Raw genomic sequence first — 19,982 nt, forward strand, 5'->3', positions numbered from 1 at the left:
CTTAAATCGCCTTATTGGGATCAAATGCGTCGCGTACCGCTTCACCAATAAAAATCAGTAGCGATAATAAGAGGGCAACGGAGATAAACGCGGTGATCCCAAGCCACGGGGCCTGAAGGTTATTTTTACCCTGCAACAGCAATTCTCCCAGTGATGGAGAGCCGAGCGGTAATCCGAACCCGAGAAAATCCAGCGAGGTGAGCGTGGTGATTGAGGCGCATAAAATAAACGGTAAAAAGGTCAGGGCGGCAACCATCGCATTCGGCAGCATATGACGCAAAATAATACTGCGATCGCTAACCCCGAGCGCTTGCGCTGCGCGAATGTAATCAAAGTTTCGGGTGCGCAGAAATTCCGCGCGTACCACGCCAACCAGGCTCATCCAGCCAAACAGCACGGTGATCGCTAATAGCCACCAGAAGTTAGGCTGAACGACACTGGATAGCAAAATAATCAGAAACAGCGTTGGCATACCAGACCACACTTCGATGAACCGTTGCCCCCACAGGTCAACCTTACCGCCATAATAGCCCTGTAGTGCGCCGGCCATCACCCCCATGACGCTGGAACACAGGGTCAGCATCAAGCCAAACAGAATTGAAATGCGGGTGCCGTAAAGGATACGCGCCAGCACGTCACCACCATTTGCGTCAGTGCCCAGCCAGTTTTGCGCAGAGGGCGGAGAAGGGAAGGGCTTATCGGTGGCAAAGTTGATGCTGGTAGCGCCGAACCGGATGGGGGCCCATAGTATCCAACCCTGGCTCTCCAGACGGTGTTGCAGCCATGGATCCTGGTAATCAGCCTTTGTGGCTAACGGGCCGCCGAAATCGCTCTCACTGTAGTTTTTAACCAGAGGGACATACCAGCTGCCGTCATAGCGAACCAACAGCGGCTTATCATTCGCGATCAGCTCGGAACATATGCTCAGGCCAAACAACACCAAAAAAATCCATAATGACCAGTAGCCGCGGCGGTTATGACGAAAACGCGCCCAGCGGGCCTGATTGACGGGGCTTAATCGCGACATTAGCGTCCCTCGAAATCAATACGAGGATCGACCAACGTATAGCTGATATCACTGAGGATATTGAGCAACAGGCCGATCAGGGTGAAGATGTAGAGTGTGCCGAACATCACCGGGTAGTCGCGCGATACGGTAGATTCATACCCCAGTAATCCCAGACCATTAAGCGAAAACATCACTTCGATCAGCAGCGAACCGGTGAAAAACATGCTGATAAATGTGGCGGGAAATCCTGCGATTACCAGCAACATGGCATTGCGGAACACATGTTTCCACAGAATATTTTTCTCACTAACGCCTTTGGCACGCGCAGTAACGACATACTGCTTACGTACCTCATCCAGAAATGAGTTTTTAGTCAGCATGGTCAGCGCGGCGAACCCACCCACCACGGTTGCCAGCACCGGTAGGGTTATGTGCCACAGATAATCGGTAATTTTTTGATACCACGGCAGGGCGTCAAAATTAGCGGACACCAGTCCGCGTAGCGGGAACAGGTCGTAATAGCTGCCCCCGGCAAAAAAGACGATCAGCAAAATCGCGAACAGGAATGCGGGGATGGCGTAGCCGATAATAATGAAAGCACTGCTCCAGACGTCAAAACGACTGCCGTTGTGGACCGCTTTGCGGATACCAAGTGGAATCGACACCAGATAGATGATGAGTGTACTCCAGAGCCCCAAAGTCACGGAGACCGGCAGGCTGTCTTTGATTAGCGTAAGAACAGAGGCGCTGCGAAACAGACTGTCGCCAAAATCAAAGCGGATATAGTCCCAGAGCATTTTGAAATAGCGTTCATGAATGGGTTTATCGAATCCGTAGCGACGGGTAATTTCCGCAATGACCTCCGGGTCAAGGCCCCGGCCGCCACGGTAGTTACTGTCGCTGATATTCCCAACGCCGGTTTGCGCGTGGCTGGCGCGAACACCTTCACTGCCCGCTCCGGGCAACGCACCGCTTTGTCCGAACTCAATGGCGGCGACGGCCTGCTCAACAGGACCGCCAGGTGCAATCTGTACGATAAAAAAGTTGATAGTAATGATGGCCCAGAGCGTGGGGATCACCAGCAGCAGACGTCGAATCAGATAAGCGCCCATTTACTCTCCCTGTCGTCTGGCTGCGGGAAGTTTCGCCGCTTTGTTGACGTCATACCACCAGTTGTCGATGCCAATGGTATAAATCGGGCGGATAGCCGGATGCGAAAACTTATCCCACCAGGCGATACGATCTTCTGCCATGTACCACATCGGCAACATGTAGTAGTTCCAGGTTAATACCCGGTCCAGTGCCCGCCCCAACGGGATCAGTTTGGCTTTATTCCCTTGTGCGGCAATGATCTGGCTAATCAGTTTATCAATGACCGGGCTTTGCACTCCGGGCGCGTTATAGCTGGAGTCTATATATTCAGAGGCCCAGAGAATTTGCAGGTCTGAGCTTGGCCACGGCATTGCGCGATAGAGCCTTGGCATCATGTCATAGTCACGGCTGCGCAAGCGGTTAGTGATTTGCGAGTTATCCACCTGGCGGATATTCATCGTAATACCTAAGCGCTGCAGATTGTGCTGGAATGGCAATACCCACTGGCTGTTGCTGCCTGCCGGGAGTAGTAACTCGAAGGTCAGCGGTTTACCGCTGGTGCTATTTATCCGTTGTTGCCCTTTCAGTATCCATCCCGCCTGTTGGAGTAACGTATCGGCTTTCAACAGGTTTTCACGATCGTAGCCATCGCCTTTCGACATCGGTGGTTGATAGATTTGACTGAAGACCTCCGGTGGCAGCTCTTTTTTCAATGGCGCAAGGATCACCAGTTCATCCGCATCGGGGTAACTTCTGGCTGCATACTCGGTGTTCTGGAAATAGCTGTTCGTCCGACTCCAGGCATTATAAAACAGGGCCTTATTCATCCATTCAAAATCGAAGGCCAGCGTGATGGCTTCCCGTACACGTCGGTCACTAAACATTGGACGTTGAATATTAAAGGCTAACCATCGTGTGTCCTGTGCGGACTCATTCTTTTGTTCGTCTTTGACAATGTAATGATTCGCGAAATTCTTACCGGTATAACGGGTTGCCCAATTTTTTGCATCGTTTTCAAGTCGCAGGTCGAATGCTCCAGCCTTAAATGCTTCAAAAGCGACGTTATCATCTAAATAGTAATCGTAGCGGATGGTATCAAAGTTCCAGCGTCCGCGATTAACGGGCAGGTTTGCCGCCCAATAATCTTTAACGCGCGAATAAACAATGTACTGTCCCATTTTCCATTGACTGATGCGATAAGGGCCGCTGGCGAGCGGTGGCGACGACAAGGGGTCGCTGAGCTTGTGATCTTTCCAGTACTTTTCGGGCATAACGGGTAAGGAAAACAGGCTGAGCATATCCTCTTTGCCCGGTTTGGCGAGTTCAATTCGCACTGTTAACGGGGCAATTGCCTTTACCGTTGTTCCTTTGTAGACCAAACGAAACTGCGGTACGCCTTCGGTCATAAATTTATGGAAGGTGAATTCGACATCGCGTGCGGTAATAGGGGAACCATCGTGAAAACGGGCCCGCGGATTAATTGCGATTTCTACCCACGAATAATCATCGGCGTAACGCGCTCTGTCAGCGATGAGCGGGTAGTAGCTGCCGGGTTCGTCATCCGAGGTGGTAAACAGCGTATCGTAGAGCGTTTCGGTGCGTGCGCCAGGGTTGCCGCGCATCGAGTAGCGGTTAAAGTTGTCGAAGGTACCCAGGGCGGAGAGGGTGAGCTGCCCGCCTTTAGGGGCAGCGGGGTTTACATAATCAAAGTGATTAAAATTAAACGCGTACTTGGGTTCACCCAACACGGCAAAGGCGTAGCTTTCTTTGATGGATTGGGCATGAACGTTAAACCCGATAAGGGCGATAAACAGAAGCAGTACGCGAGGCATCATATCACAGAGGTTTCCTTGTCCTGCCACAACCCGACAGGCTTCTTGCCCGAGAAATAGCGGTTGGGGTGGCGAGTGAAAATATATGAATCGCTTGGTGAGATCACCACGTTGGCTTATCGGATTGCGCCATCCAACGCACAAAATCATCAAGCATTAATGGGCGGCTGATCCAGTATCCCTGGAAGAAATGAACCCCACGATCGCGCAGCCATCGGGCTTGCTCAGGCGTTTCTACCCCTTCGGCAACCGTCAGCATATTAAGACGCTTAGACAGTGTCAACACCGCATCCAGTACCGGAGACGTTAGCGTTTCTGTCCCAATGGCGTTGATAAATCCTCGGTCGATTTTCAGATAGTCAACGGTAAAGCGTTCCAGATAAATGAGTGCGCTATGGCCGGTGCCGAAATCATCAATGGCAATTTCGAATCCGGCAGCGTGTAGCCATTCAAACAACTTTGATGCTTCATGCTGATTGAGCATATCGCGTTCGGTGATTTCGAGTACAACCTGGAAATAGCGTGGCGGCAGGGAGGCGTTCAGGCGCTGAATATCGTCTTTAAAGCTCTCACCATGCAGGTGCGTTGGGGCGATGTTGAGCCCGAGCTTTGCGCCTTGCGGTAACACGTTTTTTAATGCGGGGGCATCACGGGCCACCAGTTTGAACAGATGCTGCGTCAGCGGCACGATCATTTGCTGTGATTCAGCGTAGTGAATAAACGCATCTGGCGGGATCTCACCTGTTGTCGGGTGACGCCAGCGTAACAATACTTCTACGCCTTTTACTTCCAGCGTCTGCATTTCAACGACCGGTTGGTAGACCACATAAAACTGATCGTGCTTGATAGCGTTGAGAATATCCTTTCCCGGGCGTAAACGAACGGCGTAATTGTAGTACCACAAAAGCAACCCGGTCATGATCCCGGCCATGCATCCCAACATGACGGCATACCAGACGTCAGTGTACGTCCACTCTTGCGCGTATAGCCGGATCTTCATTGGGATCCCTTTCAGCGTCGTCTGGCGCCAGGTGGTATCCGGAAGCGCAGAGACGTCCATCAGTCGGGATGAAAAGGTCGTGATAGCGGTATCACCAACAATAATTGCAATACCGTCAAAATCATCTTCTCGGGCGGTATAGAGCAGGTAAGGCGCCAGATTGATATTCAGTGAGGAAAAAACGCCGCTATTATTAAATGAAGGATTTCGGTGCCAAATCATGATCGCCGGTTTGTCAGGCATCATCGGGGTACCGGACAGTAATTCCACATCGACATCTTTATGGATATCCAGCTTCGGGATCAGCGACAGAATAGGCGAGTCCATCGCGCCAGTTGCGGAGGAGCAGAAAGCAATACCATCTTTTACCAATAAAAAAGCGCGTACATTGAGGTTAAATGCTGCGCTGGCGGTCAGCTTGGCGGCAACTTGTTGGCAATTGTATGAGACCAGCGGCTGCAGGGCATCTGTTGTACTTTTGAGGTCTGAGAGGTAACTGCTGATGTAATAGTCGATATCGGAAAGAAGCGTTTCGTACTTAACATCTCGTTTGTGCCAGGTGGCAAAAAACTGCAGGGTGCTGACAAGTACCGCGACGACTACCCCCGTAAAAATACAGGTAAAAAGGACATTTCGACTGGAAGAAGAGGGACGTCTGAACATAGTTCCTTATGTTTACCTGGGGTATTTGCTTATTATTAAACGGCTTGATCCGTAAAACTATAACCTGGATTGATTCGTATAGTGAGATTTTTCTTAAACATAGCGCAACGCAAAAAGCACTGCCGAAGCAGTGCTTTTGATAAGTCTCATCAGGATAGCCAAGGGATAGCTGCCAAACGAAATTAACTGCGGCTCAGGACCCGGCGAGCTTCGTTGTAACGTTTTTTCCAGTAAGGCTCGTTCATGCTGGAAATGATAACGCCACTGCTGGTCGAGGCATGTACAAACTGGTTATTGCCGATATAGATACCGACGTGACGGCCGGTGGAGCCCGCACGGAACAGAACCAGATCGCCTGTGCGCAGATTAGTGCGCGAAACGGATTTGCCCGTTTCCTGTTGCTCGTAGGTTGAGCGCGGAAGCTCTAAACCAAATTGCTCACGGAACGTACGCTGTACGAAACTTGAACAATCAATACCTTTTTTAGTGCTGCCGCCAAGGCGGTAACGCACGCCTTTCCAGTCAGCGTATTGATCCATAATACGTGATTTAACATCGATATTACGTACCATACTTTCAAATTCATCCTGAGAGGCTTGCAGTGAAGAGTTATCTCCATTACCCACAGCATGCGTCTCAGAATGCATATTCTTCGCGGTGTTCGTTGTGCTACATGCAGAAAGCAGAACCGCAACTGCTATCGCGGGAATCCCCCGCAAGATATATCTCAAAATCGGTTGAGATTTGACCATTTTGTTTGTTTTCCCTTGAAGTCCTTAACGATAAATATCGTTATAAAAAATGCCAAACGTGACGAGACTAATTACCAACGCATGAGGAGACAATTCTTTAAGGTCAAATCTGTGGCAGAACGCACAAATTTATTCTTATAGTGAATAATTATCCCGCGAGGCAAAACGAGTCTGAGGTTACCCGATCGCTCCGGTCATTGCGAGTGATTTTATGTGATTTCTTATAAGAAAAAGTGATACAGAAAGTGAATAAACTGCATTGGCTAAATTAAGAACAGATAGAGCAAAAAACACGCAATTCATTCATTTTAAACAGGAATAATATGACAAGAGAATGACAGTCAGAGTGATAATTTCCCGGCAGATATCATCAGGAAATCAAAAGTATCCCTGATGATGTTAATTACTCTGCGTTATTTGTTTAAAAATTGTTTGTTTTTACCGGGAAGATAATGGGTAAACAGCATAACCAGGCGATCGCTTAATGGCGTCATTAACCACCAGGGCAAGCCAATCAATACGACGGTCATTGAACCTACCACGATATCTGTGAGCCAATGTGCGCCGATCATTACGCGTGGGAAGGCAAAAACCACAGTGATAATAAGGCCGATGATTCCTGCGACTTTTCCGAAATAACGCAGCATAAATGCGGAAAAAATAAGCAGCATCATGCCGTGATCGCCAGGAAAACTGTCTCTGGACGCATCTTTTGTTGAAATATGCAGCAGCTCGCTGACGCGATTAATATTATCGAATGTGAGAGTGGGGCTGGCGCGCTTAACCGGAATAAGCGCCTGGCCCAGTTGGTTTAATATCACCGCGGTTAGCAGCATCACCAGCCCAATTGCCACAATACGGCGACGACCTTCCTGCGTTTCTTTTAGCCAAAAACTCAGCATTAATGTGCCCATCGCCAATAATGAACAGCCGTCAAATGCCCGGTTATTGGTGACAGCGACAATCCACAGGAAGAGCGGGCTCTCAACCAGCTTATGATTGAAGAAGTGGAAGATACCCGAATCAAGAGAAAACCAGAACCCATGCCCGTGTGGAAGATACCAGGACAGAAATAGCGCCAGGCCAGCAATATTAAGCAGGAGTATGAGTGGGTATCGGGTTTTCATCGTCGTTTACCGTTGCTATAAAACGCAGGCAACCTTACGCGCCAACGTCTAAACGAAGCCTCAACAATGCACTCTGTAATGCATTCCAGTCGGTCTCGGTATCGGAGATGAGTTCAATACGGCTATCAGGAGGAGCGACGTTTTGCGTCTCAATATGCCAGTCCTCACCCTGACGATTGATACGCACCAGCCCCTCTTTAATACGCATCACTCCCTTTACGCGGCCGACAGGGGCGAGACGTGACCATTCCAGCAGGCCGATGGTATCGAACACCGTGTCAGCGTCAAAAATCCAGCCGCAGGCCTGATGCCCCTGACCGCTGTTCAGACTGCGACGCCAGCGTTGCTGCGCAGGCAGGCTTAGTGCTGCCAGCCCTTTTTTATCAGCATGCTGGTGAGTATGTGCCGCGCTGGAGGGAAGCGCCGTCAGATTCAGCCGGGGCAAATCCAGTAATTGTCCGTCGATTTGTCCATGATCGGCGTGAACTAACTGGCGGTTGCCGCCGTAGTGCTGCCACCAGGTTTGCAGTGCAATTTCGCTTTCTGTCGTGGCACGATCGGATTTATTGGCAACGATAATATCGGCAGAGGCCAGCTGATCGCGGAAATTCTCGTTCGCTACGCTTTTCTCATCCAGCAACAGGCGCGGATCAAGGATACAAAGCGTTGCGCGCAAGTCGATCCACGGTTCGTAAACCGGCGCGGTCAGTAAATCCAGGATCTGTTTGGGATGCCCGAGCCCGGTGGGCTCAATCAGCAGACGATCCGGTTTTCCCTGACGTAACAACGTATTGAGGCCAACCTGCATGGGCAAGCCATTAACGCAGCACATACAGCCGCCGGGGATCTCTTTGAGCATTGCGCCGCTGTCGGCAAGCAGTGCGCCGTCGATACCCACTTCGCCAAACTCATTGACCAGAACGGCCCACTTCTCTGCGGGATCTTTGTTGGCCAATAGATGAAGAATAGAGGTGGTTTTGCCACTGCCGAGAAAACCCGTGATGAGATTGGTTTTAGTCACGTTTACTCCAGAATCATAAATTACCGTAATGGCTTTTAACAATCCTGGCGAAAAACGGGGGAAAAGAGAAGGGCAGAGAGGACGAAGACGAACTTCGTCCTGTTTAATGGCAGAAATCGTTAACTTTTTAACGTCTCGATGACCGCCTGATGTGCACCATATTGGGCGATACGTTGCCAGGCTCGTTCCACGGTATCGACGAAGTGTGGGTTCTGTGCGAGGTCAGTGGCGAAGATTTCATGCAGTGAAAGCAGTGCGCTGACGCGTTCTGATTCCGTACTCTGTTCGACGATAGTGCGGATTTTGTCACTCATCGGGTCACGAATATCGATAATTTCACCTGAATCATCAATCCCGCTTACGTAGCGCATCCAGCCCGCAATCCCAAGTGCCAGCAGCGGCCACTCACTTTGACGTGCTAAATGAACGCGAATCCCGTCCAGCATACGTTGGGGTAATTTTTGGCTACCATCCATCGCGATTTGCCAGGTTTTATGTTTTAGCGCCGGATTGGCAAAGCGTTCCAGCAGGCTGTCGGCATACTGGTCTAAATCAACATTGGTGATGCGCAGCGTTGGGGCTTGTTCGCTGAGCATCAGGCGGTGAGCCGCTTCGCGAAATGCGCGGTCCTGCATACAGTCGCTGATATGCTGAAATCCCGCCAGATAACCGAGGTAAGCGAGAAACGAATGGCTGCCGTTCAGCATCCGCAGTTTCATTTGCTCCCACGGCAAAACGTCATCAACCATCTGTACACCGGCCGTTTCCCATTGCGGACGGCCGCTGACAAAATGGTCTTCAATGACCCACTGAATAAACGGCTCGCAGCTGATTGCGCAAGGGTCTGCCACGCCTAATTCGCGGGCAATCTCATCCAGTGATTCTTCAGTCGCTGCCGGGACAATCCGGTCTACCATGGTTCCCGGGAAACTGACGTGCTCCCGAATCCAGTTAGCCAGTTCAGGTGAGCGTTTCTCCGCCATTCCCAGTACGGCGTTTTTTACCACATGGCCGTTGTCCGGGATATTATCACAGGAGAGAACGGTAAACGGTTGCAGCCCACGTTGACGTCGGCGGTGCAGGGCCTCAACAATAATACCCGGTGCAGAGTGAGGTTCATCCGGCACTTGCAGATCGTGAATAATGCGCGGGTTAGCGATATCGAGTGACCCGGTGGCAGGATCAATACAGTAGCCTTTTTCCGTAATGGTTAACGAGACAATCGCGACCTGAGGCTCGCAAAATTTTTCGATAATGGCCGCCAGTGAATCCAGCTTTGCATTCAGGCACTCGTTGACGGCCCCGACGATAATCGGCTGGTTGCCAGTCGCTCCTTTTTCCAGCACGGTAAATAAATGATCCTGCTCGCGTAGCTGGCTCATCAACCGGTCGCCGCTGAACAGGCTGATCTCACAAATCCCCCAGTCTCCGCCCTGCGAATTTAGCACCCGGTCGGTCAATAACGCCTGATGGGCGCGATGAAATGCACCGAAACCAAAATGTACGATCCGCGTTTTTAGCTGTTGGCGATCGTACCGAGGCATCACGACATTTTCCGCAAGAGACGCTGAGGCAATAGTCTTCATTTAATACACCTGATTAACCATTAATTAACAATGGCAGTATAAAGTTATATGACAACAAATTGAATTGGTGTGCCTCATTTATCCGGGTAATGTGAGCTGGATCAATCAATGATGGGCGATGTGTTGATCGTATACCGGATGCCTGTATGGTAGTCGTCATAAAAGTCGTTTAATTTGGTATAACAACTTGTGAGGTGAAGCAATGGAACAAACCTGGCGTTGGTACGGACCAAACGATCCAGTATCGCTTGATGATGTGCGTCAGGCTGGCGCAACGGGTGTTGTGACCGCCTTGCACCACATTCCAAACGGTGAAGTATGGCCCGTAGAAGAAATTCAAAAGCGCCAGGCGATTCTGGCTGAAAAAGGGCTGACCTGGTCGGTAGTGGAAAGTATCCCTGTCCACGAAGATATCAAAACACAGTCCGGCCAATATCAGACGTGGATTGCAAACTACCAGCAAAGTATTCGTAACCTGGCGACCTGCGGTATTGATACCGTGTGCTACAACTTCATGCCGATCCTGGACTGGACGCGTACCGACCTTGAATATCAGCTACCGGATGGGTCCAAAGCGCTGCGTTTTGACCAGATTGCGTTTGCGGCTTTTGAATTGCACATTCTGCAACGTCCCGGTGCCGAAGCCGATTACACCCCTGAAGAGCAGCGCCAGGCGCTGGATTATTTCAATGCAATGACCACTGCCGACATTGAAAAGCTGACCCGCAACATTATTGCTGGCCTGCCCGGTGCCGAAGAAGGTTATACGCTGGATCAGTTCCGCGCGCGCCTGGCGGAATATGATGGGATCAGCAAAGACGATCTGCGCAATAACATGGCTGTCTTCCTGCGGGCGATTGTGCCTGTTGCTGAGGAAGTTGGCGTACGTCTGGCAGTGCACCCTGACGATCCGCCACGGCCAATCCTCGGTCTGCCACGTATCGTGTCGACCATTGAAGATATGCAATGGCTGAAAGAAACGGTAGATAGTATCAATAATGGTTTCACCATGTGTACTGGCTCGTATGGCGTGCGCGCCGATAACGATCTGGTAAAAATGATTGAAACCTTTGGCGATCGTATTCACTTCACACACTTGCGTTCAACCTGCCGTGAAGAAAACCCGAAAACCTTCCACGAAGGCGCACACTTGCAGGGCGATGTGGATATGGTATCGGTGGTGGCAGCCATTTTGAGTGAAGAGCAACGCCGTAAGAAAGCGGGGGATTTGCGTCCGATCCCCATGCGCCCGGATCATGGGCATCAGATGCTTGACGATCTGCACAAGAAAACGAACCCGGGCTACTCCGCGATTGGTCGCCTGAAAGGGCTGGCAGAAGTTCGCGGCGTGGAGCTGGCGCTGAAAAAAACGCAGTTCCGCGATCTGCTGTAATTCGCCCAACGCCAGGCGATAAATTGCCGGGTGGCGCTTGTTGCGTCCCCCGGCAATACTCAGGTGCGTTGTTATTGCTGTAATAACGCACACCTCTCCTGTTCCAGTATGTTTAATACCTTTCTGAGGTGCGGCATCTGCAGTCCGCCAAAACCAAAGAACATCACCGCATCTGAATTTTGTTGCCGCCAGGCTGTTTCTGAGCCGTTTTCAATTTCCTGTAATGTATCAAAGCGTACCCCTGCCCGCAGACAGCGCTGGCGTAGTTTTGCGATGACGTCAGGCGACCAGTTAATGCGCAATGAGAGATGTAACCCTGCCGTGGCACCATCGATCTTGCCTTCAGGGAACAGGGCTGATAAGCCATCACGCAGTAATGCGAGGCGTGCTGCGTAGTTGCAGGCTAGCTTGCCGAGATGGGTATAAAACACCTGGTTTTGCATTAACTCGGCTAAAAACTGCTGCAATAACCACTGGCTACCATTGTTGTTCAGCGCTTTCATATTTTGAACGGCGGGCAGCAGTTCATCAGGGCAAACGAGGTAACCGAGACGTGCCCCCGGTCCCAGCGTTTTTGAGAAGGTCCCCATGTAGATAACCCGGTTGTGGTAATCCATGGCTTTCAGTGCCGGAAGGGGATTCTCACCATACGTAAATACGGCGTCGTAATCGTCTTCAATAATCCAGGCGCCCACTCGTTGTGCCCACGTGAGTAATGACTTACGTCGCTCAAGTGACAGAACACTGCCCATTGGATACTGATGAGCGGGTGTCACATAACAAAGCTGGGTTTCAACCTCGGGTAAATTATCGGTACACAGCCCGTGATTATCCACGGCAATAGACGTAATCTCAGCACCATAATAATTAAACAGATGCCACGCGCCAGAATAACAAGGCGATTCGGCGACCACGTGACATTTTTTATTCTGGCTTAGTGCATGATGAATAATGAATATTTGACTGAGCAGTGATAATCCTTCCTGAATTCCATCAGTAATGATGATGTTTTGTGCGTTGGTATTAATGCCGCGAGATAAATTAAGGTATCTGACAATTTGCTCACGTAATGAAAATAATCCGTTTGGTGAATGATATCGAGTCAGTAGCTGCTCTTTAAGTACGCTGGGGGCATTATTCCATTTACGCCAGCTTGACCAGGGAAACGCATTAGGGTCAGGGACGCCCATCCGGCAATAGCACTCACGCCCCATTTCAGCGTAAACATCGGTAGAAACACCGGCGGGCTTAGGCTTTATCGGCGGTGAGCCCTCCGCAGATGGCACGTGTACCGGGGGGCTACGCATAGGCGCCGTAAATGTGACTTCATAGCCGATCCCCTGCCTGCTCTTAATAAAACCGGCCGCCATCAGTTTTTCATACGCCATCACCACCGTGATTTTGGCCACGTTTAACGTCTGCGCCTGCTCGCGGATAGAGGGCAGTTTATCCCCGCAAAGCAAATCACCTTGCTGAATTGCCTGAAAGTAGAATTGAAAGATCTGCAATTGTAGCGGGGTGCGACTTTCCCTATTGAGAGACAGTGTCAGCATGAGGAAATTCCTTGTTTAAACAATAGGGGCATATTACACGTTTCAGCATATTGCTATTTTGACACGCCTCATAGAGTTAAGGCTGTTCCTATAATCTGAAATCGCTGTCTCTATTTTTGCTTTTTAATATCCCTTAGCGTGATGCTATTAAAAAAATGGAGGCAGGTATGTCGTGGATAAAAAAGAACGCGCTTTGGTGTGCGTTAGGTGGCGCAGTCGTAATGGCCATTGTTATTTGGGGAACATGGCAAGGAGTCCATTACACCAGCACTACGGAGTTTTGTTTATCGTGCCACTCGATGCGCACATCAGGAGAGGAGTATAAGACCAGCGTGCATTTTCGTAATGCCTCTGGTGTACGAGCGGAGTGTAAGGATTGCCACATTCCCCCGGGAGTCGTCCCGACGCTTGTGCGTAAAACCGAAGCCTTAAACGATCTCTACCACACCTTTATCTCACCTTCGATTGATACCCCGGAAAAGTTCAATGCCAAACGGGTTGAGCTCGCCCAGAGAGAGTGGGCACGGATGAGCGCCAACAATTCGGCAGCCTGTAAATCGTGTCACAGCTATGAAGCGATGGATCATGGAAAACAATCCGCTAATGCCGCGGCGCAGATGACGGCGGCAGCGGCGAAGGACAGCAACTGCATTGATTGCCACAAAGGGATCGCGCACCACAAACCGGACATGAGCAGTGGCTTTCGCGATCGCTACAAGCAGCTACAACAGCAGGGAGAAAAACTAGCGACTGCGACGACGCTGTTTTCGTTAAGCGAAAAAACACTGACAGCCACGGCAGGGGCACCAGCAGGGAAAGCGCTGTTATTTCCGGCAACCCAGGTCAAGGTGCTGCAAAAAGAGGGGAGCAACGTCCAGCTGGAAGTGACGGGCTGGCGTGAAAGCAAGGGGCGTGGGCGGGTGATCACCCAGTATATGGGCAAACGCGTATTCTCCGCGGTCCTTGATGCTTCGCTGATGGAAAACGTGAAAGTCCTGCAAACCCAGACTGACCCAGGTTCGCATCAGGAATGGCAGCAGGTGAGCGTGACCGCATGGACCTCCGCGCAGGGACTCATCGATAGCATTACTCCGGTGTGGGAGTACTCGGATCAGATGCTGCAATCGACGTGTAGCGCCTGTCACAGCACGCCACCGACTACCCGATACACCGCCAATGGCTGGATTGCCGGACTGAAAGCGATGTCGACGTATTATCGACTCAATCCGGTGGAAGAACGTACGTTGTTGAAATACCTCCAGACCCACGCCAGCGATGTGTCTGAACCCAACAAATAATAAGGATAAGATATGGATATTCATGACTTTAATCCGTCCCGCCGTCGTTTTCTGACCGGAATGCTGGCGGTTGGCGCAACCAGTGCGCTGGCGCCTAATCCGCTGATCTCAAAAGTATGGGCGGCGGGGGAAAACCCCGAACAATGGATCCAGTCCGGCTCACATTATGGTGCTTTTGAAGCCAAAGTGGTTAACGGCGAGTGGACGGAAACGCGCCCGTTCAAACATGACAAATACCCGTGCGATATGCTCAATGCGGTACGTGAAATCGTCTACAACCCTTCACGGGTTCGCTATCCGATGGTTCGACTGGACTGGTTACGCAAGCGAGAGAAGTCGGACCGTAGCCAGCGGGGAGATAATCGTTTTGTGCGGGTTAGCTGGGATCAGGCGCTGGACCTGTTTTATGAAGAGCTTGAGCGGGTGCAAAAAACCTACGGTTCATCCGGCGTCTTCACCGGGCTGGCGGATTGGCAAATGGTGGGCAAATACCACAAGGCTGGCGGTGCAATGGACAGAGGGCTCGGTTTGCATGGTAGCTATGTGACGACCGTAGGCGACTACTCGGCGGCTGCAGCTCAGGTGATTTTGCCGCATGTCATTGGTTCGCTTGAAGTCTATGAACAGCAAACCTCGCTGCCGCTGGTTATCGAGAACAGCAATACCATCGTATTGTGGGGCTGTGATCCCATTAAGAATTTGCAGATTGAATTTTTGGTTCCCGATCACGACGCGTTTGGCTACTGGCAGCAGATTAAAGAGGCCGTCGCCGAGGGCAAAATGCGCGTCATCAGCGTTGATCCGGTGCGCAGCAAATCGCAAAATTTTCTGGGGTGTGAACAGCTGGCGTTACGACCACAAACCGATGTTGCGTTACTGCTGGCGCTCGCACACACCCTGTATGAAGAAAAACTGTACGACACGGCATTCATTAACGACTACACCGTTGGCTTCGAGCAGTTTTTACCCTACCTGATGGGAGAAACAGACAAGCAACCGAAAAACGCCGAGTGGGCAGCGGAAATCTGTGGGCTGACGGCGGATCAGATCCGTGATTTTGCCCGGCTGCTGGTGAAAGGCCGGACGCAGTTTATGGGCGGCTGGTGCGTACAGCGTATGCACCACGGCGAACAGTATCCCTGGATGTTGGTGGTGCTGGCCAGTATGGTCGGTCAAATTGGGTTACCGGGCGGCGGTGTGGGGTTTGGTTGGCACTACAATGGCGGAGGGACGGTGACGTCAGCCGGGCCGGTACTTTCTGGTCTGGGGAGCATTAACAATCCGCCAGAGGCGAAGTATAAACCGGATTTTCGCGGCGTATCTGAGCATATTCCTACCTCACGTATTGTTGATTGCCTGCTGGAACCGGGCAAAAAAATCGCCTTTAACGGTGAGACGTTAATCTACCCTGACATCAAAATGGCGATCTACAGCGCGGCTAACCCGTTCCACGCCCAGCAGGATCGCAACCGAATGATCGAGGCGTGGAAGAAACTGGAGACCGTGGTGGTGTTAGATCACCAATGGACCGCATCCTGTCGTTTTGCCGATATCGTCCTGCCTGTTACCACACGCTTTGAACGCAACGACATTGAGCAGTTTGGTACCCATTCGAATAAGGGACTGATGGCGCTGCATCAGGTCGTCAAACCGCAATATGAAGCGCGGCATGATTTCGACGTGTTTGCCGGACTCTGTAAACGTTTTGACAAGGAGTCGGTATACCGGGAAAACCGCGATGAAATGCAGTGGGTACAAGCACTCTATGACGAAGGGGTCAAAATGGGTGCCTCGCTCGGTGTTACGTTGCCAGACTTTGACACGTTCTGGAAAGGTGAAGGGTATGTTGAATATCCCGCGGGACAACCGTGGGTGCGTCATGGCGAATTCCGCGATCAGCCCGATCTTAACCCCCTGGGCACACCATCAGGTCTGATTGAAATTTACAGCAAAACGATTGCCGGTTTTCAGTATGACGATTGCCCTGGGCATCCGGTGTGGATGGAGCCGTTTGAACGTAGCCATCAGGGTAGGAAAGACAAATATCCACTGCACCTGCAATCCTGTCACCCGGATAAACGCCTGCACTCCCAGTTGTGCTCAAGTGATGCGTTTCGCAGCACGTATGCGGTAGCGGGAAGAGAACCGCTTTACATCAGTGAGCAAGATGCTGCCGCGCGGGGGTTAAAAGCCGGGGATATTGCGCGGGTCTTTAACGCGCGCGGTCAGGTGTTGGCGGGGGTGGTGATTAGCCCTGATTTTACCCCTGGCGTGATCCGCATTCATGAAGGGGCATGGTATTCCCCACAGGAAGGCGGGAAAGCCGGGACGCTATGTACCTATGGCGATCCTAATGTTCTGAGCGCGGATATTGGTACGTCTCAACTGGCGCAAGGGCCTTCAGCGCATACCGTGCTGGTGGATGTCGAACGCTATCAGCAACATGTTCCACCGGTCACGGGATTTGGTGGGCCGGAGATTGTGAAAGAGGAGGGGGACAATGCAGCATAGCCTTATTTTCCAGCAACGCGCCGCGGTCTATCAGTGGTTTTCACAATTGCTGTTTCGTGAGCTGGACCAGAAACAACTCGCTCGTCTTGAAAGCGAGGATACCCGACAGTGGCTGGCGTCGCTGGCGGGTATTCCCGGGCTTTCGCTGGATGTCAAAAAACTGGAGCGTAGCCTGACGCAGGTTCTGCGTCGTGAAAGCCGACAGCTGGAGCTGGCCGCAGATTTTGCAACGTTATTTCTGCTACCGCCGCCTGGCGGTGTTTCCCCGTATGCGGGACATTATCCGCACACAACAGCGGCCGAAGAACGTCGACAAATGAATGTACTGTTGGTTGAACATGGGCTGGCTGCGCAGGAAAATGAGCCCTCCGATCATATCGCTATACAGCTGGCGTTGATGGCGAGGATGGTGGCCAAAGAGGAAACGCTATCTGCACAATATTACTTTCTGCATCATCACATTATGTGTTGGGCACCCTTGTTCCGTGATAGCTGCCAGCAGCGTGATGAGAAGGGATTTTATGCGCAGGCGGTTAGCGTAATTGTGGGGTTTATACGGGAAGATGAACAGTATCTGGAATCACTGTTGATGGATGATTTTTATCTCAGTAGCCAACGTTGAAAATGACAAAGGGACAGCCCGTGCTGTCCCTGATCGTCAATGTGTGGCAGAGGTATTAGTCTGCGCGCCCCATATAACGGCGTTCTTCGATATGAATACGGATTTTCTCACCCGCACTCAGATACTCAGGAACCTGGATCACCAGACCGGTGCTCAGGGTTGCTGGCTTGTTACGCGCACTCGCTGAAGCACCTTTAATACCTGGTGAGGTTTCAACGATTTCCAGGTCTACGGTCTGCGGCAGTTCAAGCGCCAGCAGCTGGCCGTCCCAGGTCAGTACCTGCATGTCCGGCATCCCGCCTTCCGGGATGAACAGCAGCTCTTCTTCAATCTGGTCTTTGGTGAAGGTATACGGGGTATAGTCTTCTTTATCCATAAAGACATATTCGTTGCCATCAACGTAGGAGAAATCAACCCCACGGCGGCTCAGGGTGACGGTATCCACGATATCGTCGCCTTTGAAGCGCTCTTCAACTTTCAGACCGGTACGGACATCAGAAAAACGCATTTTGTACAGCGTAGCTGCACCACGTGCGGATGGTGATTGAATATCAATATCTTTTACAATCAGCAGTTTGCCGTTGTAGTTCAGTACCATACCTTTTTTAATTTCGTTCGCTCTTGGCATCGAAAAAATCCTGTAGTGAGGAGTGTCTAAAATATCGCGTCAAACTACTCGCGCCAGGGCATTCAGGCAAGCGGAATTCACACTTTTGCTGGTGCAAAAAAGGTGGTATACACTTCGCCCTTCTGGTTACCTCGTTGTTGGCTGTGTGTATGCCATCTTGAGGCGCGCCGAATGAATTTGTGTATACTGTTCGCTACCTGAACAATCCGATGGTTTACCCTAAAGAGAATACTGTATGGAATGCCGTCCGGATTGTGGCGCATGTTGCACTGCGCCTTCTATCTCCAGCCCTATCCCTGGCATGCCTGATGGCAAACCCGCCAATACGCCATGCGTTCAGCTAGATGAATCCCTGCGCTGTAAGATTTTTGCGTCTCCGTTGCGCCCAAAAGTGTGTGCTGGTTTGCAACCCAGTGCGGAAATGTGCGGTAAAACGACACACCAGGCCATGTTGTACCTTATTGAGCTGGAAGCGTTGACTGCGCCTTAAACGTCTTTGATGCGTACCAGGCACACAACCGTCGCGACGATCATCACCAGCGCAAACCAGAATACGGCGTGGTAATTCCAGAGTTCTGCGGCAATACCCGCCAACGATCCGGCAATAATCCAGCCGACGCGGATGGTGTTGGTGTACAACGTTGTGGCTGATCCCGCCTGTCCCGGCATCAAATCCTGAAAATAAAGCATGCCAATCCCGCCGAGGATGCCGATGTAAATCGCGTTCAGCAACTGTAAGCCGAGCAAAACCGCCGGCGAATGTGCCAACAGCATACCCGCATAAAAAAAGAACCCGGCGATGGCGGCGATTCTCATCAACAGACGTTTGCCCAGACGTTTCGCAAAATATCCGGCAATCAGCATGGTTGGGATTTCCAACCCTGCTGCGGTGCCCATCATGATACCGGCGAGTTTTTCAGGCAGATGCAGTTCATTGATGATAAACAGCGGCATATTAATGATATAGAGGCTGTTGGTCCCCCACATTAATGTGCAGATAGCAAAAAGCAGCAGCGTATCACGACGATTACGGCGTGGAGCCTCAACCGCACCTGTTGCGAGAGGTACGCTTTTGTTCATTGACGGTAAGAAAAACCAGACCATCGCGCCGCAGACAATAAATGCCACCGCGGCGCTGAGATACATCACCGTAAAGCTGAACCCCATGGCCAGTGCGTAGGCCAACGGTGGGCCGATCACCCAGGCCAGTGAAACCTGAGCACGTAAAATCGAGCTGAACATGACGGCTTCCCGACCCGTGCGATCGGCATGTTCGCGAGCGAGCGCAAACATTTGCGGGTTGGCGGTGGAGCCAAAGCTACTGAGGAATACGCCGACAAACAGCAAAATAAAATAGTTACGGTTCCAGGCAAACAGCACGCAGGCCAGCATACCCAGTGCACAGCAAAAAACGATCAGGTTTTTACGATCGCCTTTTTTGTCAGAGCGTCCGGCCAGAAACTGGCTTACCAAAATGCCGATGACGGCGCTACCGGTAAAAAAGAAACCCACCATTCCCGGACGTGCATGGACCTCATCGGTCAGAAAAAGGCTGAGCGTGGGCGTCTGTAACGCCCCGGCGATACCCGTGAGAAAAGCGACAAGCAGGAACGCCGAAGACGTTAAATCAAACGCCTTGGGTGTGGCGGCTACGGGGGTGTTATGCATGTTTAGCTATCAGTGGAGTGAAGAGAGGCGGAGTTTACGCTGCTCGCCAGAAAATAAACAGGGCACTAAATCAAAATCGGTATGGAAAATCAAAATGTCATTTCAGTCTGATCGGTCCACATGCTGACGATGCTGAAGTTGAGAAGCTGAACGCGTTTTTGCGTCAGCTTGTTTCAACGAAACGCCGAGAAAATGTGCGGTACATCTAAATTCAGCAAGTTAATTGT

The 19,982-nt window shown here is 51.2% G+C and carries 16 protein-coding genes; 5 read left to right on the plus strand and 11 right to left on the minus strand.

The window, feature by feature from the left end; translation table 11 throughout:
- Window position 1 precedes the first annotated feature (1 nt).
- The 8 genes from HV261_RS10735 to HV261_RS10770 all read right to left on the minus strand — a co-directional run bounded on the left by HV261_RS10735 (window position 2) and on the right by HV261_RS10770 (window position 10,082).
- Window positions 2-1,027: an ABC transporter permease gene (locus tag HV261_RS10735; RefSeq protein ID WP_202038249.1), complete on the minus strand. Its 1,026-nt coding sequence runs from the start codon at window positions 1,025-1,027 to the stop codon at window positions 2-4.
- Window positions 1,027-2,121 (minus strand): microcin C ABC transporter permease YejB, encoded by a 1,095-nt coding sequence (locus tag HV261_RS10740; protein WP_040230596.1) that lies wholly within the window; start codon window positions 2,119-2,121, stop codon window positions 1,027-1,029. Before HV261_RS10740 ends, HV261_RS10735 begins: the two co-directional genes overlap by 1 nt.
- Entirely contained in the window at window positions 2,122-3,936 is a 1,815-nt protein-coding gene (locus tag HV261_RS10745) for an extracellular solute-binding protein (RefSeq protein ID WP_202038250.1), read from the minus strand. It lies immediately after the preceding gene.
- Window positions 3,937-4,036: 100 nt separating this feature from the next.
- Window positions 4,037-5,596, minus strand: a complete 1,560-nt coding sequence (locus tag HV261_RS10750) for a cyclic di-GMP phosphodiesterase (RefSeq protein ID WP_202038251.1) — start codon at window positions 5,594-5,596, stop codon at window positions 4,037-4,039.
- 182 nt (window positions 5,597-5,778) lie between these two features.
- Window positions 5,779-6,348, minus strand: coding sequence for a bifunctional murein DD-endopeptidase/murein LD-carboxypeptidase (gene mepS, locus HV261_RS10755; protein WP_121584825.1), 570 nt, complete (start codon window positions 6,346-6,348; stop codon window positions 5,779-5,781).
- A gap of 413 nt (window positions 6,349-6,761) precedes the next feature.
- The gene (locus HV261_RS10760) at window positions 6,762-7,475 is read right to left on the minus strand and encodes a phosphatase PAP2 family protein (protein ID WP_202038252.1); all 714 of its coding nucleotides are present in this window, start codon (window positions 7,473-7,475) and stop codon (window positions 6,762-6,764) included.
- 34 nt (window positions 7,476-7,509) lie between these two features.
- Entirely contained in the window at window positions 7,510-8,496 is a 987-nt protein-coding gene (locus HV261_RS10765) for a CobW family GTP-binding protein (RefSeq protein WP_137384087.1), read from the minus strand.
- 119 nt (window positions 8,497-8,615) lie between these two features.
- Window positions 8,616-10,082: a mannitol dehydrogenase family protein gene (locus HV261_RS10770; protein ID WP_202038253.1), complete on the minus strand. Its 1,467-nt coding sequence runs from the start codon at window positions 10,080-10,082 to the stop codon at window positions 8,616-8,618.
- A 202-nt stretch (window positions 10,083-10,284) separates the two neighbouring features.
- On the opposite strand from HV261_RS10770, the gene uxuA reads away from it, so the two are divergent.
- Window positions 10,285-11,475: a mannonate dehydratase gene (gene uxuA / locus HV261_RS10775; RefSeq protein ID WP_202038254.1), complete on the plus strand. Its 1,191-nt coding sequence runs from the start codon at window positions 10,285-10,287 to the stop codon at window positions 11,473-11,475.
- A gap of 71 nt (window positions 11,476-11,546) precedes the next feature.
- Here the strand turns inward: uxuA and pdxR are convergent, their stop codons facing one another.
- The gene (pdxR, locus tag HV261_RS10780) at window positions 11,547-13,028 is read right to left on the minus strand and encodes a MocR-like pyridoxine biosynthesis transcription factor PdxR (protein ID WP_202038255.1); all 1,482 of its coding nucleotides are present in this window, start codon (window positions 13,026-13,028) and stop codon (window positions 11,547-11,549) included.
- Between the two features lie 167 nt (window positions 13,029-13,195).
- Here pdxR and torC point away from each other — a divergent pair, with 167 nt between their 5' ends.
- The 3 genes from torC to torD are packed head-to-tail and all read left to right on the plus strand — an operon-like array spanning window position 13,196 to window position 17,459.
- Window positions 13,196-14,326: a pentaheme c-type cytochrome TorC gene (gene torC / locus HV261_RS10785; RefSeq protein ID WP_202038256.1), complete on the plus strand. Its 1,131-nt coding sequence runs from the start codon at window positions 13,196-13,198 to the stop codon at window positions 14,324-14,326.
- A gap of 12 nt (window positions 14,327-14,338) precedes the next feature.
- The gene (torA, locus tag HV261_RS10790) at window positions 14,339-16,837 is read left to right on the plus strand and encodes a trimethylamine-N-oxide reductase TorA (protein WP_202038257.1); all 2,499 of its coding nucleotides are present in this window, start codon (window positions 14,339-14,341) and stop codon (window positions 16,835-16,837) included.
- Window positions 16,827-17,459: a molecular chaperone TorD gene (torD, locus tag HV261_RS10795; RefSeq protein WP_202038258.1), complete on the plus strand. Its 633-nt coding sequence runs from the start codon at window positions 16,827-16,829 to the stop codon at window positions 17,457-17,459. Before torA ends, torD begins: the two co-directional genes overlap by 11 nt.
- A 55-nt stretch (window positions 17,460-17,514) precedes the next feature.
- On the opposite strand, the gene yeiP is transcribed toward torD, so the two are convergent.
- On the minus strand, window positions 17,515-18,087 hold the full coding sequence (gene yeiP / locus HV261_RS10800) for an elongation factor P-like protein YeiP (RefSeq protein ID WP_005129255.1): 573 nt from the start codon (window positions 18,085-18,087) through the stop codon (window positions 17,515-17,517).
- 235 nt (window positions 18,088-18,322) lie between these two features.
- Here yeiP and HV261_RS10805 point away from each other — a divergent pair, with 235 nt between their 5' ends.
- Entirely contained in the window at window positions 18,323-18,577 is a 255-nt protein-coding gene (locus tag HV261_RS10805) for a YkgJ family cysteine cluster protein (RefSeq protein ID WP_005129254.1), read from the plus strand.
- Here HV261_RS10805 and setB read toward each other — a convergent pair.
- A complete protein-coding gene (setB, locus tag HV261_RS10810) occupies window positions 18,574-19,755 on the minus strand; it encodes a sugar efflux transporter SetB (protein ID WP_202038259.1) in 1,182 nt (393 codons plus the stop codon). The two genes, HV261_RS10805 and setB, sit on opposite strands and share 4 nt — an antisense overlap.
- Between the last annotated feature and the right edge of the window lie 227 nt (window positions 19,756-19,982).

This window comes from Citrobacter sp. RHBSTW-00671, from assembly GCF_014103415.1.
Taxonomy (GTDB): domain Bacteria; phylum Pseudomonadota; class Gammaproteobacteria; order Enterobacterales; family Enterobacteriaceae; genus Citrobacter.

Bases quoted from the DNA above. Each gene is read 5' to 3' on its own strand.
- HV261_RS10740 (WP_040230596.1), bottom strand. From the start codon at position 2,121: ATGGGCGCTTATCTGATTCGACGTCTGCTGCTGGTGATCCCCACGCTC.
- HV261_RS10805 (WP_005129254.1), top strand. From the start codon at position 18,323: ATGGAATGCCGTCCGGATTGTGGCGCATGTTGCACTGCGCCTTCTATC.
- torD (WP_202038258.1), top strand. From the start codon at position 16,827: ATGCAGCATAGCCTTATTTTCCAGCAACGCGCCGCGGTCTATCAGTGG.
- uxuA (WP_202038254.1), top strand. From the start codon at position 10,285: ATGGAACAAACCTGGCGTTGGTACGGACCAAACGATCCAGTATCGCTT.
- HV261_RS10770 (WP_202038253.1), bottom strand. From the start codon at position 10,082: ATGAAGACTATTGCCTCAGCGTCTCTTGCGGAAAATGTCGTGATGCCT.
- mepS (WP_121584825.1), bottom strand. From the start codon at position 6,348: ATGGTCAAATCTCAACCGATTTTGAGATATATCTTGCGGGGGATTCCC.
- setB (WP_202038259.1), bottom strand. From the start codon at position 19,755: ATGCATAACACCCCCGTAGCCGCCACACCCAAGGCGTTTGATTTAACG.
- HV261_RS10735 (WP_202038249.1), bottom strand. From the start codon at position 1,027: ATGTCGCGATTAAGCCCCGTCAATCAGGCCCGCTGGGCGCGTTTTCGT.
- yeiP (WP_005129255.1), bottom strand. From the start codon at position 18,087: ATGCCAAGAGCGAACGAAATTAAAAAAGGTATGGTACTGAACTACAAC.
- torC (WP_202038256.1), top strand. From the start codon at position 13,196: ATGTCGTGGATAAAAAAGAACGCGCTTTGGTGTGCGTTAGGTGGCGCA.
- HV261_RS10750 (WP_202038251.1), bottom strand. From the start codon at position 5,596: ATGTTCAGACGTCCCTCTTCTTCCAGTCGAAATGTCCTTTTTACCTGT.
- torA (WP_202038257.1), top strand. From the start codon at position 14,339: ATGGATATTCATGACTTTAATCCGTCCCGCCGTCGTTTTCTGACCGGA.
- HV261_RS10745 (WP_202038250.1), bottom strand. From the start codon at position 3,936: ATGATGCCTCGCGTACTGCTTCTGTTTATCGCCCTTATCGGGTTTAAC.
- HV261_RS10760 (WP_202038252.1), bottom strand. From the start codon at position 7,475: ATGAAAACCCGATACCCACTCATACTCCTGCTTAATATTGCTGGCCTG.
- pdxR (WP_202038255.1), bottom strand. From the start codon at position 13,028: ATGCTGACACTGTCTCTCAATAGGGAAAGTCGCACCCCGCTACAATTG.